The organism is Aquimarina litoralis (assembly GCF_039523995.1).
GTDB classification, from domain to species: domain Bacteria; phylum Bacteroidota; class Bacteroidia; order Flavobacteriales; family Flavobacteriaceae; genus Aquimarina; species Aquimarina litoralis.
The window spans coordinates 255,271-272,520 of sequence record NZ_BAAAGE010000004.1 but is presented as its reverse complement, the minus strand read 5'-3'; the positions used below and the strand labels follow the sequence as shown (position 1 = coordinate 272,520).

Sequence of the window (17,250 nt, the reverse complement as noted above, 5' to 3'; positions counted from 1 at the left end):
TCATGCAATCCAAACAAACTTGAATAAAAGCAAACGACATATTGTATTTCTAACACCTGGATTTGCTTCATCAGAAAAAGATTCTACAACTATCCCTGCATTACAGATTTATTTAAAAAGTTTACGCAAAGAATTACACGATTCAAAATTAACCTTATTAGCATTTCAGTTTCCTTTTTCTTCAAAATCATTTATTTGGAATGGAATTGAAGTAATACCATTAAATGGAAAAAACAAAAGGTGGAAAAAAATATATATCTGGAAAAAGGCATTATATATTCTTAAAGAAACTCATTATAATCATCCAATAACAATCATACATAGCTTTTGGATTGGCGAATGTTCTTATATCGGGTTGAAATTTTCTTCTAAACGAAATATCAAACATATCACTACTGTTATGGGACAAGATGCTTATCTCGGTAATAGATATGTTAAAAATCTAATCCACAGCAACTCCCATATTATAACTCTTTCTAAAAATCAGCAAAACCTGTTATACAAAAATCACAATTTACAATCAAATGTAATACCTTGGTTTATTGACACTTCATCATTCCCTGATCTCCAAAAAAGTAATATTGATATTTTGGGAGTCGGATCTCTTAATAAAATAAAAAATTATCAATCTTTTATAAGTATTATTAGAGTGTTAGTACAAAAGCGACCTAACCTTAAAGTCGAAATTATCGGAGAAGGGGCTGAACGTACTTCAATAGAAACACAAATAAAAGATCTAGGTTTGAAAAATAATATTTCTTTGCTTGGTAGCCTCTCAAGAAAAAAAGTTCTTCATAAAATGGCTGAGGCAAAGGTGTTATTGCATGTAAGCAAATATGAATCTTTTGGACTTGTATTTTTGGAAGCTTTATATTCGGGTATGCTCATTGTTTCTCGAAATGTTGGTATAGCAGAAACTAACAATTCTTGGTCTATCTGCAACACCAATAACGAAGTTATTGTGGCTTGTGATGTTTTTCTAAACCATTCCCATAAACAAAAAGAAAGAAAGTTATTGTACTCTGAAACAGATACTATTACCTCATATATAAAGTTGTATAATGAATAGATTCTTCATGATATTTATCAATACCATACGGGGATTTGCCAATCCGGCGTATAATTTTTTGATAGCTATTTTTGGAATTAAATCGTTTGGAAAGGAAGATTGGGCATCAGTAATTAGTATATTATTATGGGTTTTCTTTATTGTTTTTAGTATTGGATGGGGAAATCGCGAATATCTGATTAGAGCATATGCTAAACAACCAGGAAAAATAAACTACCTATTCTATTCTAATTTTTTAAGTAGAAGCATTTTGCTTCCTATGGGCCTATTATTACTATTATTTTTTCCATTAAACGTTGCTATCTGGGGGGTAACATTAGTTGTATGTATTCACACATTCAATTCTTTGGATAGCCTAATTGTGTATCATCAAAAATTTGAGGCGCAATTTATAGCAGATACTATTGCATTTTGTGTAGTTATTGGAGGTATATTTTATAGTAACAACTTTGATCTTATCTTTTTTTTAAAACTATATAGTTTTAGTTTTCTTCTTAAGGTAATAACTCTTTTAATTACACTAAAACTTTGGAAAGAAAAAATCATATTTAGGATATCTATAAGCGCATTTAAAAATGGGTTCCCCTTTTTTATTTTAGGCTTTGCTGGTTGGTTAACATCAAAAATTGATCTCTACATTGTGGATTATTATCTTCCCAAATCCAACTTATCAGAATATCAATTATTAATTACAGCCTTTGTAATGTTACAAGCGGTCGCAGGCTTTGTAATGGTGCCTTTCACAAAACACATATATAGATTAACACCCGAAGTGATAAATAAGATAAAACACAAGCTATATATTTCGGCACTTCCTATAGTAATCATGGGAAGTATTGGAATTTGGATTATTATGGAACAATTCATTTTCCTGAATTTTTCTCTCAAGTATTATATTTTGGGAGGATTTGTAGCTTTACCTGCCTTTTTTTACACAATAAATATCATGGAACTTATTAAAAATGGACAAGAAAAAAGAATCTTAACAATTAATATTGTAGCTCTTTCAACAAGTTTAATTTTAGCTATATTACTAATTAAAAAACACCAACTACTTGGAGTTCTATTCTCAGTATGTATTTCTCAATGGATAGTATTTGTACTTTACAAACTAAATTCTATGAAACATTCTACAAAATCTTTTATTTCTTTTTTCCACTAAGTAGATTAAGCAACTTACTCACAAAATCGTCATTTATACCTAAAATTCCTTTTAACCAACTATATAAAGCGATAATTTTTTTATCTACCCATATTAAAACAGACTTATAACCATCATCGGGGCGAGCTCTATAATTTGTTGATCTTTTTTTGAATGAACCTTTTTCTTCTTCTGTGAAATAATACAATGCTATAGACTTCCGTGTTACTGCTATTGGACAATTGATAGGATCCGGAAAGCCATGAAATGAATCTTCATTTGTATTAAAAATAACTACACGATTAAATATTGGTGAAATAGTTACGGAACATCTAGACATATCTTTTTCCCACAATTCCAAATTTCCACCATAAGATTCTTTCCAATCTTTATTGAGATAGACTAAGACATTTACTCTCCTTCTCCAAGTTTTTTTATGAGGATGCACTGTAAAATCTGCATGAACATTTAGATAACCACCATTCTCACTTTGGTGAATTCCTCCTCCTTCAATAGTAGTATCAGCTATTAAGTTTTTTATCCCTGTAAGCTTCTCCAAATATGTTACAAAATGTGATGAATTTAACTCTTTGATCACTTGATCCCTTATAAATGAAGGTATCAAATCAAGTTTGTTTAACCCATGCTTTTTTTCATTGATATGGACGTAATGAATCCAACCTTCATCTTTTATTTTCGGAAAAACCGCTAAAGCCTTATCTGCTGCTGCTTTCTCCAAAAAATCATCAAAAATAATATGAGGATAAGGTGTAGCTGTTTGGTATTTATGATTATCAACATGAAGGGAGGTATTTCTTTTTTGATAATCTATAGTCATAGGAATTAGAGCATCTTTGATTACAATGGTTATAAATGTAATAAAAATACTTAGCAATATTTATTTGGTTAAAATTTCTTTATGTAATTTTATTTTGATTTTCGAATCCTTATCTATGAAGTTTTTAAGATTATTCCTTATAAATCTGCTTGTACTTGCAGTGTTAACACTTATAGTTTCTATTATTGCCTACTTCATTGGTTCCTACAAAATCAATAATTTTTTCAAATTAAAAGGAAAGAATCAGATTTCATATCTTAAGTATGATTCTATAGCTATGTTTGTTCACAAACCAAATATAAAAATCTATGATAATTGGGGAACTCCAGAGCAAAAACTTACCACCGAACGTAGAACTAATAATTTAGGGTTTAGAGAGGACCTAGATACTGAAAACAAAAAACTGCCAAATGAGTTTCGAATTTTGGTAACAGGAGATTCTCATACTGATGGTGTTTTAAAACATAACTATCAATCATTTGTTAACAAGTGGGAGAATAAGTTAAATAGAACAGACAGTACTGTCTTTTATAACTGCATTAATGGAGGAACTGCGTATTATACTTTTAGAAATTATTTGGGCTTCTTAAAAAAGTACAAAGACTTAAAACCTGATATTTATCTAATTAACATTTTTACAGGTAATGATTTTAGAGAGACTTTTCTGTATGAAGATGATCGAACCAGTTCAAAAAATGTTTTTAAAACAATTTTCATACGAACTAAAAGAAAGTTTTATTCTAATACCCAAAAAAGTATACCTCCAAATCAAGGATTAGATCAAGTATTATATTTTAAACATTTCCCTGATGATATGGAAACTTCTCTTGAAACTGCCAAAAAATATATTTCAGAAATTAAATCTATTTGTGCCGAAGAAAATATTCGACTTATAATTACTTTATTGCCTTCTAAACTTGAAACTAATTCAGTTTTTAGAAATGAAATTCAATCACTTTTCAAACTTAATGATGAAACTATTGATCGTAACAAAAAACTTACCCTCTTATTAAGCAACTGGTTAGATCAGCAACAGATAGAATATTATGATCTTAAACAACCACTAAAACAGGCTAAAAAGAAAGTCTACTGGGATGAAGATTTACATATTAATGTTGAAGGACATCGTGTAATCAGTGACCATCTTTTTGAAGTAATATCATCTCATGTACCATAAACGAATAATATTTATTCTATTTCCTCTTCAAGACTTGCGCAATAGGTAACATACATAACGCCTTCGCCAGGAAGCCATCTACTATATGATAGTTTTTCATGAATAGGATTTCCGGTATCAGCACTAAACACTAATGTATACACCGGTGTTACATCCTCCCACCACCTTTTTTTTGCTTCAGAGAAATGATACCAGGTAACAAATTCTGCACCACCTTGAATTTTATTTGTAGGAACACCAGCATCTAAAAGTCTGTTAATTGCATCCCAGCGCACTCGATTCCAAGACAAATAGTCATGTGTTCCACAAACAGAAAACCAACTGATCAATCCAAGAAATACAAAAGCTGCGTATTTAGAAATTTTATTCGGAAGAGGGTTAATTTCATATGAAGCCAGAAAAACTATAACTATCGGAAAAAGTGGTAACAAATAACGATCATACACCCCAGCAACAAGAAATGGAGCCAAATAAATAATAGAAAAAACACATGAAAATATAACTTCTGATCGAATTACTTTTTTTTCAAAAACCTTTCTTCCTAAAGAGATTCCTCTAAAAAGCAAAGCTATACTCGAAAAAACACCAATACCAGTAATAATCCACCAAAAAAACATAGGAGCATTGGGAGTTGGAGTATATGTATAATTTGCTCCAATATCAGTTAAAGTAGTGGGGCCTATTCCAAAATCAATCCAAATATTATGTAAACCCGGCAGAACTTTACCAAACTTTATTAACAACCCAAGAATCAAAATCACGTAAACAGATATTATCCAAGTATCCCTTTTAAATCTATTTCGTTGGATATAATAGATATGAATGGGACTTAGAAGAAAACCTAAATAAGAAAGACAAACCAATATGTAACTAAAAATCCCAAGAAAAAGACGAATATCTAAATGTTTTATCCTTTCTATAAGTTGATTAAACTTAGAATTGTATCGTTCTTGTAGCAGCCCTTCTGATTCCATAATATGATAAAATAAAAAGTGCGCAACCAATAATATTACCGCTGGTAATAAAGCTTTTGCTATATTCTTGAAGTTTCTTTTTTCTGTTAACGCTACGGTTACTATCCACACTAATGGAAATACCAATGCTAACTGCCGAATTGTAAATGCCCAACAACATAAAAAGACAGCTATAATTAGTGGCTTCCAAGAATCTGTTTGCAAAGCTTTTGTAAAAAAATAAAACGCCCATATTGTCAAACAATAAAATGGAACATCCGTCATGAAAGAAAAAGACAGTGACAGAAAAATTGGATTCATCATGCATAAAAGTGTACTAAACAATCTAAACCATCTAGGAATTTTTGTAAGTCTAAAAAGCTCATATGTTCCAAGTATCGTAAAGAATCCCATTACCAAAGTAGACCAGCGCAAAACGGTAAAAGAAAATCCAAACATTTTAGTAAATAAATAACCGTAAAAGACATGACCAACTAACGTCATTTCTCCCCAATTATAAAGCTTTAAGTACCCTTTATCGAAAAGAGTTTTAACAGATTTTGCATAACACCAATCATCATTTAAAGGAAAATCTCCAATAGGATTAATAATCAGAATAAGCAGTAACCATAACAACAAAAGAAACAATTGATCTTTGAAAGGTTTTATTTTCAATAAAGCCATAGTTATTGGTAATATTTAAAATACTGTTGAATCTTTTCTTTGGCAAAACTATTTCCTAAAGCACTCCAATGTCCATCACATGATAGAAATTGTTCTTCACATTGTTCAATGGACAATTTATCAGTTTCTGGTAATAAATCTAAATACTCAATACCCAGATCATGACAAAATACACTTAACTCCTTTCCTAACGGATTTTCCCCATGCTTCCTATATGCCTTTATCTCCTGAAAAATAGGAATAGTAAATACCATAACTGGTTTGTCTCCAGCTATTAATTTTATTTGTTCTAAAGCATATTTCATACGATTAATTTGCTTTGGAGAATAACTAAAGTATGATGGTACTTCTTCTGGTGATAATAAACTATCTTTTGGTATTGCTTTAATTCTTCTTTTTGCTTTAACATATGCTAACATGTTATAAGAGTATGTGAAATTTTTAAGAAAGACCTTTAATTTATTATGTTTTTTAGGTTTGGCACTTGATTTATTCATACTATTAGCATGATAAACTAGCTTATAATTCGGATACTCTCCATCAAAAAATGGCCTATATCGATTTCCTCCAACCCGAAGACTTATTTCATAGTCATCATCTATAAAATCATTTGAAGGTAATATCCCAATTAGTATAGCTTCATGACTATAAGTGCTAGCCAAAGTTTTGTACAGCATATAATATTGAGTCGGTCCAAAATTACCCGCCATTCCATAGTTAAGATGAGGAACTTTTGTATCTATTTCCAGTAAATCAGAAACTCTCTCATTTACCTGAACTCCAACACCCTCCATAAACGAATCTCCTAATACAACAACTCTCTTATCTAGAGATTTAACCTTACGTTCTTTATCCCTAAAACCACTACTATTGCTTTCATAGAGCACATCGAAACATATTTTCTTTTGCCTGTAAAAATGATCAGGAAGATGAATAGTTCCAAAATCCTCATTAAGATCGAACCAAAACCCTTGAGTATTTTGCAAAGAATAAATGGGAACTTCTATTTTTATATCGGTTTTATGAACATATATACCTAAGACCACTTCCCAGAGAATAATAGTGAAAAATGAAATGGTTCCGAATTTAATAAAAACACGAATCAAAGACTTTTTCATATTCTTAATGCTCTTTATTGTTTATTTATATTCCTCTAAAATAGCATATAGTTCGTTTAAGAAAAATCTAAGCAAAGAATAATTTTGCTATAATTTCAAAAAAATAATATTTGCTTTATATTTAAATATTAGAATTCAATAAACTAATAATGATAGAATACACTTAGAATGATCACAAAAGTCATTAGAAAACTTCAAAATGCAAAAATAAAAACCATCGACGATGATTTTATCAAAAGATTACGTTGTTCTGTAATTGGAGAAGGAATGCTGCATGAAGGTAATATTTATTTAATAGATAAAGCCATTAAAAATATGCCCAATAACGGATGTGTTCTAGAAATAGGTTCATACGGAGGATTATCAACTAACCTAATTTTATATTTACTTCAAAAGAATAACAAACATCATAAAATGGTAGGCTGTGACGCTTGGATTTATGAAGGATTTAATGACCACAAAAATGTAGATAAAAATGATTACATAGATGGAAGAACAGATATTAGCAGAAAAACCTACATGGATTACATAAAAAATTCATTTATTAACACTACCATCTTTTTTAATAAAGACCAATTACCACATACTTGTAATTTACTATCTGATGTCTTCTTTGAAAAGTGGTTCACTGATGACCTCTTAGTAGACGTTTTTGGCAGAGAATTTCATCTCAATGATAAAATCGCATTCTGTTATATAGATGGTGATCATTCATACGAACAAACCAAATCTGATTTCCATAATACCGACAAACTATTGCTAAAAGGCGGCTATATCTTAATTGACGATTCTGCAAGACATTTACATTATGGCAGTTCTAAATTCATTAAATACATCAAAACTCTTACTAATTACCGCATCATTAATAGCAATCCAAACTTTTTGATACAAAAAATAAAGTAGTTTCTGTATTTAATAACTGAAATATCAAATATTGATATTGTAACTACTAAAAATAACGTAAATCTTATAGAGTGTAGATAAAACCTATTAAACTAGGAGAATCTATTCTTTTTATCTAAAGAGTTATAATAGTATAATGATTATACTACGAAAAGTTTCAGTTAGATAGAGAAAATCCCAGTAAGAATTTAACTTTAAAATATATTATAATACTTTTAAAAAAACTAATTTAATAATATTTCTTAAAAACAATATTTGCTGTATATTTAACTCATTCTGTAGTTAATGATAACAGGAGTTTCTTTAATATTTACGAATTATATTGATATTTTTTTTAGTGAATACTTTTTTAATTACAAATATTAACAAACACTATTTTCCTAAAAAATATGTTTTCACTCTAAACAACTTTTTTATTAAGGTAAACAGTATTTATACCCCAGATTGGAATTTTGTGCAAGAAACTTACCAATCCATTGTTCTAAGACAATTTCAATCTAATTTATCGAAAACAATACTGCATTTCTCGTATCCTAAAAATTTTGTAATTCCTTCTAGACTATGAAGAATAACAAAATTATCATATTCAATCCTAGAAGTGCGAATGCCAAGCATCGGCTACCCAATACAATTATCCAAGTAGGAGCAGCAATCCATGGAAAATATGATTATGTATTAATTGATGGCAACATGGAATCTGACCCATGGAAAACAATTTCAGGATATTTTGATACAGGAGAATTTAAATATTTTTGTTTGACTGTGATGCCTGGTCCTCAACTAAAACAAGCTATCCCGTACACAAAAAAAATAAAAGAGCGCTATTCTGGAGCTATCACTATTTGGGGTGGCTATTTCGCTTCTAATCAATATAAAGTATCGCTAAATTCGGGGTATGTAGATTATATCATAAATGGCCCTGGTGATAATACTTTTCCGCAATTATTAGATGTTTTAGAAGGTAAAAGTGATCAAAAATTACAATTAATTAGAAATCTTATTTATAAAGATGAGAATGATAAAATCATACAAACTGTAAAAGAAGCTTTATTAGATCAAGATACACTTCCTCCCTATCCTTATGAATATTTCAATACCTTTTATCCTTTAGAAGGATATCTTGCTAAGACTTTTATGGGACGAAGAACTTTTGCTTATCATTCTAGTATGGGTTGCCCCTTTACATGTTCTTTCTGTGCTGTAGTTCCCATATATAATGCAAAATGGAAAGCTAAATCTGCAGCTACTGTATACAAAGATGTTTCCTATTTTAAGGAGAAATATAATATTGATGCTGTAGAATTTCATGACAATAACTTTTTTACCTCGAAAAAACGTGTAATAGAATTTTCCAAATTGGTAATAAATGACAATATCCAATGGTGGGGAGAAGGAAGAATTGATACTATTAACAAGTATTCGGATGAAGAACTTCATTATATGAGAAAAGCTGGTTGTAGGATGATCTTTTTGGGTGCAGAAACTGGTAATGACGAAGTATTAAAACAAATGAACAAGGGTGGTACGCAAAGTGGTCAAATGATCAAGGATTTTGTATTACGCATGAAAAAGGTTGATATAATTCCTGAACTTTCTTTTGTGTTAGGACTTCCCGGAGAAAATGAAAAAAAAGTATATGAGCAAATTCTTTGGGATATTAATTTCATAAGAGACATTAAAACAATAAATCCCGATGCAGAAATAATCATCTATTTATACAGTCCAGTACCAACAGAGGGATCTGAACTATACCAACAGATTGTAGATGCTGGCTTTTCTTTTCCTCAAAATCTAGAAGAATGGATTGATCCTAGCTGGGAAAAGTTTGATCTTCGAAAAAATCCATTAACACCTTGGTTAAAACCATATATGATTGATAAAATTCAAAATTTTGAAACTGTTTTAAATGGGTATTATCCCACTGCTTCTGATTTTAGAATAAAAGGATATAAAAAATGGTTACTTAAATTAGTCTCTGGATATCGTTTTAAATATCAATTTTATAAATTTCCTTACGAAATAAAGGTATTACATAAAATTTGGAAATATCGCCAACCAGAAATTGAAGGTTTCTACTCTGAATAATTAGTTAACATGCTAAAAAAAATTAAGAAAAAAATATTTCCAATTGCTAAACTAGCATTTGACACTTATCATTTAAAAAAACGAAAGTTCAAATATGAAAATATAGAAGTTGTAATTCATCCAGAAGTTTTTCCACCTCATTTTACCATAAGTACTAAAATTCTTTTGGACTACTTGTTACAATTATCATTAAAAAATAAATCTCTATTAGAATTGGGATGTGGATCTGGAATCATTTCTCTATTGGCTGCTTCCAAGGGGGCTCGCGTAACTGCTACTGATATTAATCCAACCGCCATCGAATTATTAAAGGACGCCTCTATCCAAAATAACCTGACCCTAGATATATTTCATTCAAATCTTTTTGATAAAATTGATGATCAAGTTTTTGACTATATCATTATCAACCCTCCATATTATCCCAAAAACCCTAAAAACATAAAGGAAAAAGCTTGGTTCTGCGGTGAAAATTTTGAATATTTCAAAGAGCTTTTTTTACAATTGCCTCGTCATCTAGCATTAAACACATGGATGATTTTATCAGAAGATTGTGAAATTAGTCATATTAAAAAATTAGCCATTAAAAATGGGCTTTCCTTAGAATTAATTTTGGAAAAAAGTGTTGTAGGAGAGAAAAATTATATTTTTAATATTCAAAAACCAACTTAAACTTGCAAACACATTCCCGTAACATATTACTCGATATTTTAAAGGTAATATCCTCTCTTCTTGTCATTGCTTTTCACTGCGGGTTTTTATATGATTATTATCCATTTATAAATTATATTACTTTAAATGGTATTTTAAGATTTGTAATTCCATTTTTTTTCTGTGTCAATGGTTTTTTTTTATATACTGTTTTTCAGAATGGTACTTTCAAATTATGGCGAAGACGTATAGCAATTTTATATATGATATGGATGCTGTTTTTTGGATATTTCTGGATTGCACCCAATTATAATAATCCAATAAAACTTCTACTAAACATAATTTTTGGATTCAACCATCTATGGTATGTAGCTTCTTTTTTAGTAGGTGGAATCTTATTGTATATGATCCGAAAATATTCCAACAAAACATTGCTGATAAGTATGTTTATTCTTTACCTAATTGGATATACCATTCAAAGTTTGGGTGATTTAAATATCATTTCAAAACCTGAAATCCTTGTAAAACTAGTAAATTACCCTCCTTCACATCGTAATTTCTTGTTCTTTGATTTACCTTTTTTAACACTTGGATATATCATCCGACGTTCGAACTTTCACTTAAAATTAAAGAAGCAACAAACACTAAGTCTTATAATTATTAGCTTTGTATTACTTACTATAGAAAGTATTCTAAACTATTACTATTATATTGACCGTACATTTAGTATTATAAGTATTTCCTGTTTTTTAGCAGGTCCTGTTCTATTGCTATCGGCTTTTTCATTTAAAATTGATTCTAAGGTAAATAGCAAGTTGTTATCAAATTATTCTATTGCGCTTTATTTAATACATCCTTTAATTATTGTACTTATTACCTACTTTGTCAAATTAGAATCAATATCATTAACTTTAGTTACAATTTTACTATCCATAATTTCTAGCTTTCTATTAATACAATTGAATAAAAAAATAAAGTATTTATTTTAGTAAAGTGAGATTAACAGGAGAAAAGATTTTGTTGTTTAAACCATACAAAACTTTAAGTTTTGCAATCTATGAATAGAAATATACTCTTAGATGTTATCAAAGTTATTGCAGCGGTACTAGTAATAGGATTACATTGTAGGTTTTTGTATGACCATAACAAAATAGTGTATCAAATTACTTCTAATGGTATTTTTAAAATTGTAATTCCACTATTCTTTTGTATTAACGGTTTTTTTCTATTCGATATATTTAGAAAAAAAAATGTCAATCGATGGTTTATAAGAGTAGGAATATTGTATCTCGTTTGGATGCTAATATATTCTCCATTTTGGATTGATTTTAAAAGCGTTAATCTTTTTAAAATAATACAAAGCTTTCTATTTGGATTCAACCATTTATGGTATTTGACAGCATTACTATTCGGAGGGTTCATGTTATATAAATTTAAAAACCTTCCTAGTTCATCACTTCTTATACTTTCAATTATTCTATTCATAACAGGTGTCACTATTCAGTATTTAGGTAAATTTCATGTAATGTCTAACATTCCGTTGATTGATAAAATCTTGAATTTTCCACCATTTCATAGAAGCTTTTTATTTTATGGGTTTCCTTTTTTAAGCATTGGATACATCATCAGAAAACAAGGATATCATACTAAATTTAATAAAATTCAAGCAATCATTTTATTAGTATTTAGCTACCTATTTGTAGTGATCGATAGTCTACTAAACTATTATTATTTAACATCAGAAATTGTTTTAAATATGCACTTTTCTTTCTTACTACTAGCTCCAATTCTTTTGATTATTTCTTTTACGTTTACGATGAATTCAAAAATAAACAGTAATCTCTTATCCTCCTTTTCTGTAGGGATATATCTGATTCATCCATTGGTAATATTTCTTATTTTTAGTTTATATAACTTAGATTCAATATCATTAACAGTGACAACCATCATTCTGTCATTTCTTTTAAGTTATATTTTGATAAAAATTAACACTAAAGTCAAATATCTATTATAAAAACAAAAGTATTTCAGACATGTTTGTAAAATTTAGAATTTTATAATCCAATATTTTTTTCTGTTTAATTCAACTCTAAAAAAATTTAAATGAAGAAATGGGCTAAAACCACATATACAGTATTAAGAAATGTTATTATTTTAATAGTATTACTCGAGATTCTCCTTGGTATTTTTTACTCCTATTATGACAAGAGCGGTATTGATTCTAATACCCAAAGAATTATCGACAGTGGCGTCTATGGAGATTTAGACCCTGAAATTCCTAAAGAGATCTATAGAGAACTAAGAGTCCAATATATGCAATGGGATGCATATACTGGATATCGACTTAAAGAAATGAAGGCGAAACATCATAGTATCAATAACAAAGGGATTCGATCTACACTAAACCTAAATTTAAAGGACTCTACTTCTGCAATAAAAATATTTTGTTTTGGAGGTTCTACTATGTTTGGAGGAGGCGCAAGGGATCACTATAGTATTCCTTCTGAGCTTTCAAAATTAATTTATAAGTCGTATCCAGAACTAAATATAGAAATAACAAATTTTGGATGTCATGGGTATACCAGGGCTATGGAAAATGTTCAATTCCTAAAAGAAATTGCTAAGAATAATATTCCTGATATCGTTATTTTTTATGATGGTGTAAATGAAATTATTTCTGCACATCAAAATAACGAAGCTGGATTACCTACCAATGCTTTTAACAGAAAAAAAGAATTTAATCTTGGTTATGACTATAAAAATAGAATTCGGTTATTTCTAAAATCAAGTAATGTTTTTAGACTTACAAAAACGTTACGTGCCAAACTTTCAACAGGTAAATTTTATCCTAAATTAGACCCTAGATCCGATGAACTAGCAAAAGATGTAGCGAGCTCCTACACCAGTTATGTAAAAATATCTAAAGCTCTCGATTCCTCATATGATTTTATTACATTTAATTTTTTACAACCAGTAATATATTCGAAAAGTCAATTAACAGAAGCCGAAAAGATTTTAGCTAAACAACAAGATTATTACGAAAACCTTTATGATCTTTCGTATGATTTTATTAGAAAAGATTCTTTAATGAGTAAAGACAGTACTTTTGTGGATATAAGTAATACTTTTGACAATGAAAGCAATACAATATATGTTGATTTTTGTCATACGGGAGAATATGGTAATTACGTAGTAGCTCAAAAAATGATGAAATATCTAAAACCCGTGTTGAATAAAAAAAATGAGGAGTTAGAATAATGTATATACAAATGGAGACAATACAGAGTTTTCAGTAAAAAGAACCAATGCTCCAAGTAAAACTAAAACAATAATAATAGGAATTAACCAGTACTTTTTTTGCTTTAGTAGAAACTTTATGAATTCTAAAAAAATTCCGGATTTATTCATAATCAATATAGTTTTTCATAGTCTACATCTGCGTCTATGTTTTTTTCTATCCAACCTGTATTTTCTTTCTTTTTTAAGAATAAGGATATAGGAGTAAACAAGACATAATAAACAATCCCTAAAATAACAAAAGAAGTTATCTCTCCCAAAATATTACCAATAAATAACCATATAAAAAGAAATGGAAAAAAGATTATGGGAAACACCCATGTAAATATTACTAATAATGAAGAAACAAAGAAGGAAATCTTTTGTTTATCATTAAACACAAGACCTTCTTTATAAACAGAAACAAAAAACACTAATAATAAAAAAGCAACAATCAAACTCCCAAATTGTCTTTGTTTTTTTTTATTTAAACTGTTTTTCTTTACAATACTAATATTATCCTTAATCCAACTCATATTGTAATTGTTTAGTTAAAATAGAATTAACCTTTATATTATGATCTTTTTCTATAACAAAATTGCCTAAAACCAATATATCCATTTCCGTTTGAAAAAAACACTTTAGAGCATCTAAAGGAGAAGCTACGATTGGCTCACCTCTTACATTAAACGAAGTATTAATTAAAACAGGACAAGATGTCTTTTCTTCAAAAGTTGAAATTAATTTATATAAAAGAGGATTCTCTTCTTCCTGTAATGTTTGTACTCTAGCAGTACCATCCTCATGAATACAAGAAGGTATCTTGCTCTTTTTATCACTTTTAAAAGTAAACAACATATATTTTGACGTCTCTATCTTAGAAAACCAGTCTTCAGCTTTATCTTCCAAAACAATTGGTGCAAAAGGTCTAAATCCTTCTCTCTTTTTAATACTCATATTCACATGCCTCTTCATGTCCTCAAAAAGAGGGCTCGCCAAAATACTTCGATTTCCAAGAGCTCTAGGACCAAATTCCATCTTTCCTTGAAACCATCCAATTATTTTTTTATGTTGTAATGCTGTTGCAATACGATCGCATAATTCGAGATCATCTTCTCTAACATATGTAACATCATATTTTTGTAAAACATCTAAAATTGTCTTTTCAGTGTAGCTTATACCCAAATAAGCTTGATTTAATAAATCATTTTTCAAAAATAGTCTTTCGTTTTCCTGATAATGATAGTAGCCAACAAAGGCAGCTCCAACTGCTCCGCCTGCATCACCTGATGCAGGTTGCACCCAAATATTTTCAAAGATCTCTTTTAATAACAACTCTCCATTTGCTTTGCAATTTAAAGCCACACCACCTGACAAACATACATTGCTCATTTTAGTGATTTTTTTAACATACTTCATGAGTAAGAATAAAAAATCTTCAGTTATAGATTGAATAGAACTTGCAACATCTTTATAGAAAGAAGACATTCCGTCATCTGGTTTTCTCGCTTTTTGTCCAAGCACATCGCAGAAAGCATCATTTATTGTCGATTTTCCTTTATCAAAAGAAAAATACTTTAGATTCAATACTACTTCAGCTTCTTTAGATATAGTTACAAAATGTTGAAGAATTAACTCTTTATAGATTGGGTTCCCATAAGGTGCTAATCCCATTAATTTGTACTCTCCGGAATTTACTTTAAAACCACAATATTGTGTAAACGCACTATACAATAAACCAAAAGAATGCGGATAATGTTGTTCTTTAAGAATTTTGACTTTATTATTCTTTCCCACACCAATGGTAGTGCAAGCTTTTTCTCCAACTCCATCTATAGTGACTACGGCACTTTCTGAAAACGGAGATGTAAAAAAAGTAGCTGCCGCATGAGATTCATGATGCTCCGCAAATAATATTTTACCCGAATACTCTAATTCTTTTTTAATTATTGCAGGAATCCAAAGCTTAGTTTTTGTCCAACTTTTTATAGACTTTCTAAAAAAAGAAAAACCGAAAGGCGTATTAGATTGTACAGAATTAATAATTCTATCAAATTTTAGAAACGGTTTTTCGTAAAAAACAACTAAAGAAATAGATGACACTTCAATACCTGCTTCAGTAAGACAAAACTGAATAGCTTTTTGGGGAAATGAAGGATCATGTTTTTTTCTTGAGAAACGTTCTTCTTGGGCAGCAGCAATAATATGACCATTTTTTAGCAAACAACATGCAGAATCATGATAAAATGCAGAAATCCCCAGTATATACATTTAATTAAAAATTGAATTATCTAAAAAATTAAAAATCTCCACCTGTCCATTTGCATTTAAATGTGGATCATTCTTAAAATATAAACGATTCAATTCGTGATCCTTTTGTCTAAGATATAAAATTGGATTCAAAAAAGTAACATTTTTATATTCCTCAAAATCCTGTTCTGCCTTGGTAAAAAAATGATAATCTACCTTTTGGAAAGAAGCTTTATTTTCAAAATGTGCATTAAGTTGCTGCATATTAGAAAAATAGTAATCATTAAGTTGTGAACAATGTGGAATAAAAAAGACATACACATTACTTTCGACTTTAATTTTATTTAAAAAACTGGTCATACCATCTTTCCAGATATCATATCTATTTTCAAAACCATTATCTAAGACAATACTTTTATAAAGAAAATCTTTATTTGTTCTAAAAAGTAACTTTTCTCTAGAATTATAGCGAGTCGGTGAAAACTCTGTTGTATCAGAATAGGAAGTCTTAATATTAGGGTTGTATTTTTTTAATCTTTGATTTAAAAATATTCCTGACTGTAAGTAATCTGTAACCTTCCAATAAATACTCCTTGGCATGGACAGCTCCTTCCAATTAGACAAATGTTTTACATCGACCAAGTCATTACCCGCATACACCTGATAGATTATATTTTTTGGGTTATACTTTTTAATCTTAGACTTTGCAAAACTATTTACTTGCTTAATTCCTGTGCCAGGTACACTTAAGTTAATAATTGTTTTATTAGGATATTTCTTTCTAAGTAATTCAACATAATTATCGGGATAGGTCGAAAAAGAATCTCCAATAATCAAATAATCTACATTTTCTAAAGATCCACTTTGATCTTTATTTAAACTATTAAACTCGACATCATAAAAGTCAATGATATAGAACCTATAAGACATTTCAAAAAGCACGGCTACCATTAGAATAATAATAATACCTTGAAGTACTCTCTTAAAAAGTTTCTTCATAAACAATTTAATTAATAATATATTCTGGATTTATGGTCATTTGGTCGTAATAGTACACCACTAGCTAAATATAAACTTAAATTCGTTTTATATAGCGAATTGAAAAGTC

General features: G+C 29.3%; 16 protein-coding genes. 9 read left to right on the top strand and 7 right to left on the bottom strand.

The window, feature by feature from the left end; translation table 11 throughout:
* Window positions 1–19: 19 nt before the first annotated feature.
* Both ABD077_RS20185 and ABD077_RS20180 read left to right on the top strand, forming a co-directional pair.
* Window positions 20–1,069, top strand: a complete 1,050-nt coding sequence (locus tag ABD077_RS20185) for a glycosyltransferase family 4 protein (RefSeq protein ID WP_343914036.1) — start codon at window positions 20–22, stop codon at window positions 1,067–1,069.
* Window positions 1,062–2,231: a lipopolysaccharide biosynthesis protein gene (locus ABD077_RS20180; protein WP_343914035.1), complete on the top strand. Its 1,170-nt coding sequence runs from the start codon at window positions 1,062–1,064 to the stop codon at window positions 2,229–2,231. Before ABD077_RS20185 ends, ABD077_RS20180 begins: the two co-directional genes overlap by 8 nt.
* On the opposite strand, the gene ABD077_RS20175 is transcribed toward ABD077_RS20180, so the two are convergent.
* Window positions 2,212–3,105, bottom strand: a complete 894-nt coding sequence (locus ABD077_RS20175; RefSeq protein WP_343914034.1) for a 2OG-Fe(II) oxygenase — start codon at window positions 3,103–3,105, stop codon at window positions 2,212–2,214. The two genes, ABD077_RS20180 and ABD077_RS20175, sit on opposite strands and share 20 nt — an antisense overlap.
* Window positions 3,106–3,163: 58 nt before the next feature.
* Here ABD077_RS20175 and ABD077_RS20170 point away from each other — a divergent pair, with 58 nt between their 5' ends.
* Window positions 3,164–4,225, top strand: a complete 1,062-nt coding sequence (locus ABD077_RS20170) for an SGNH/GDSL hydrolase family protein (RefSeq protein WP_343914033.1) — start codon at window positions 3,164–3,166, stop codon at window positions 4,223–4,225.
* 11 nt (window positions 4,226–4,236) lie between these two features.
* On the opposite strand, the gene ABD077_RS20165 is transcribed toward ABD077_RS20170, so the two are convergent.
* Both ABD077_RS20165 and ABD077_RS20160 read right to left on the bottom strand, forming a co-directional pair.
* Window positions 4,237–5,862, bottom strand: a complete 1,626-nt coding sequence (locus ABD077_RS20165; RefSeq protein WP_343914032.1) for an ArnT family glycosyltransferase — start codon at window positions 5,860–5,862, stop codon at window positions 4,237–4,239.
* Window positions 5,863–5,864: 2 nt separating this feature from the next.
* Window positions 5,865–6,980 (bottom strand): hypothetical protein, encoded by a 1,116-nt coding sequence (locus ABD077_RS20160; RefSeq protein WP_343914031.1) that lies wholly within the window; start codon window positions 6,978–6,980, stop codon window positions 5,865–5,867.
* Window positions 6,981–7,148: 168 nt separating this feature from the next.
* Between ABD077_RS20160 and ABD077_RS20155 the strand changes: the two genes are divergently transcribed.
* The 6 genes from ABD077_RS20155 (at window position 7,149) to ABD077_RS20135 (ending at window position 13,874) form a co-directional block, all read left to right on the top strand.
* Window positions 7,149–7,883, top strand: a complete 735-nt coding sequence (locus ABD077_RS20155) for a class I SAM-dependent methyltransferase (RefSeq protein ID WP_343914030.1) — start codon at window positions 7,149–7,151, stop codon at window positions 7,881–7,883.
* A 561-nt stretch (window positions 7,884–8,444) separates the two neighbouring features.
* A complete protein-coding gene (locus ABD077_RS20150) occupies window positions 8,445–9,968 on the top strand; it encodes a B12-binding domain-containing radical SAM protein (RefSeq protein WP_343914029.1) in 1,524 nt (507 codons plus the stop codon).
* A 9-nt stretch (window positions 9,969–9,977) separates the two neighbouring features.
* Window positions 9,978–10,637: a methyltransferase gene (locus tag ABD077_RS20145; RefSeq protein ID WP_343914028.1), complete on the top strand. Its 660-nt coding sequence runs from the start codon at window positions 9,978–9,980 to the stop codon at window positions 10,635–10,637.
* Window positions 10,638–10,639: 2 nt separating this feature from the next.
* Window positions 10,640–11,605, top strand: a complete 966-nt coding sequence (locus tag ABD077_RS25255; protein ID WP_425545900.1) for an acyltransferase family protein — start codon at window positions 10,640–10,642, stop codon at window positions 11,603–11,605.
* Between the two features lie 68 nt (window positions 11,606–11,673).
* Complete coding sequence (locus ABD077_RS20140; protein ID WP_343914027.1) at window positions 11,674–12,630, top strand: acyltransferase family protein; 957 nt, start codon at window positions 11,674–11,676, stop codon at window positions 12,628–12,630.
* A gap of 89 nt (window positions 12,631–12,719) precedes the next feature.
* The gene (locus ABD077_RS20135; RefSeq protein ID WP_343914026.1) at window positions 12,720–13,874 is read left to right on the top strand and encodes an SGNH/GDSL hydrolase family protein; all 1,155 of its coding nucleotides are present in this window, start codon (window positions 12,720–12,722) and stop codon (window positions 13,872–13,874) included.
* Here the strand turns inward: ABD077_RS20135 and ABD077_RS20130 are convergent.
* Genes ABD077_RS20130 through ABD077_RS20115 form a run of 4 tightly spaced genes read right to left on the bottom strand, consistent with a single transcriptional unit; the run spans window position 13,866 to window position 17,141 of the window.
* Window positions 13,866–14,024, bottom strand: a complete 159-nt coding sequence (locus ABD077_RS20130; RefSeq protein WP_343914025.1) for a DUF5989 family protein — start codon at window positions 14,022–14,024, stop codon at window positions 13,866–13,868. The two genes, ABD077_RS20135 and ABD077_RS20130, sit on opposite strands and share 9 nt — an antisense overlap.
* 2 nt (window positions 14,025–14,026) lie before the next feature.
* A complete protein-coding gene (locus ABD077_RS20125) occupies window positions 14,027–14,428 on the bottom strand; it encodes a hypothetical protein (protein WP_343914024.1) in 402 nt (133 codons plus the stop codon).
* Window positions 14,415–16,163 (bottom strand): carbamoyltransferase family protein, encoded by a 1,749-nt coding sequence (locus tag ABD077_RS20120; protein ID WP_343914023.1) that lies wholly within the window; start codon window positions 16,161–16,163, stop codon window positions 14,415–14,417. Before ABD077_RS20120 ends, ABD077_RS20125 begins: the two co-directional genes overlap by 14 nt.
* Entirely contained in the window at window positions 16,164–17,141 is a 978-nt protein-coding gene (locus tag ABD077_RS20115; RefSeq protein WP_343914022.1) for a hypothetical protein, read from the bottom strand.
* Window positions 17,142–17,250: the final 109 nt, after the last annotated feature.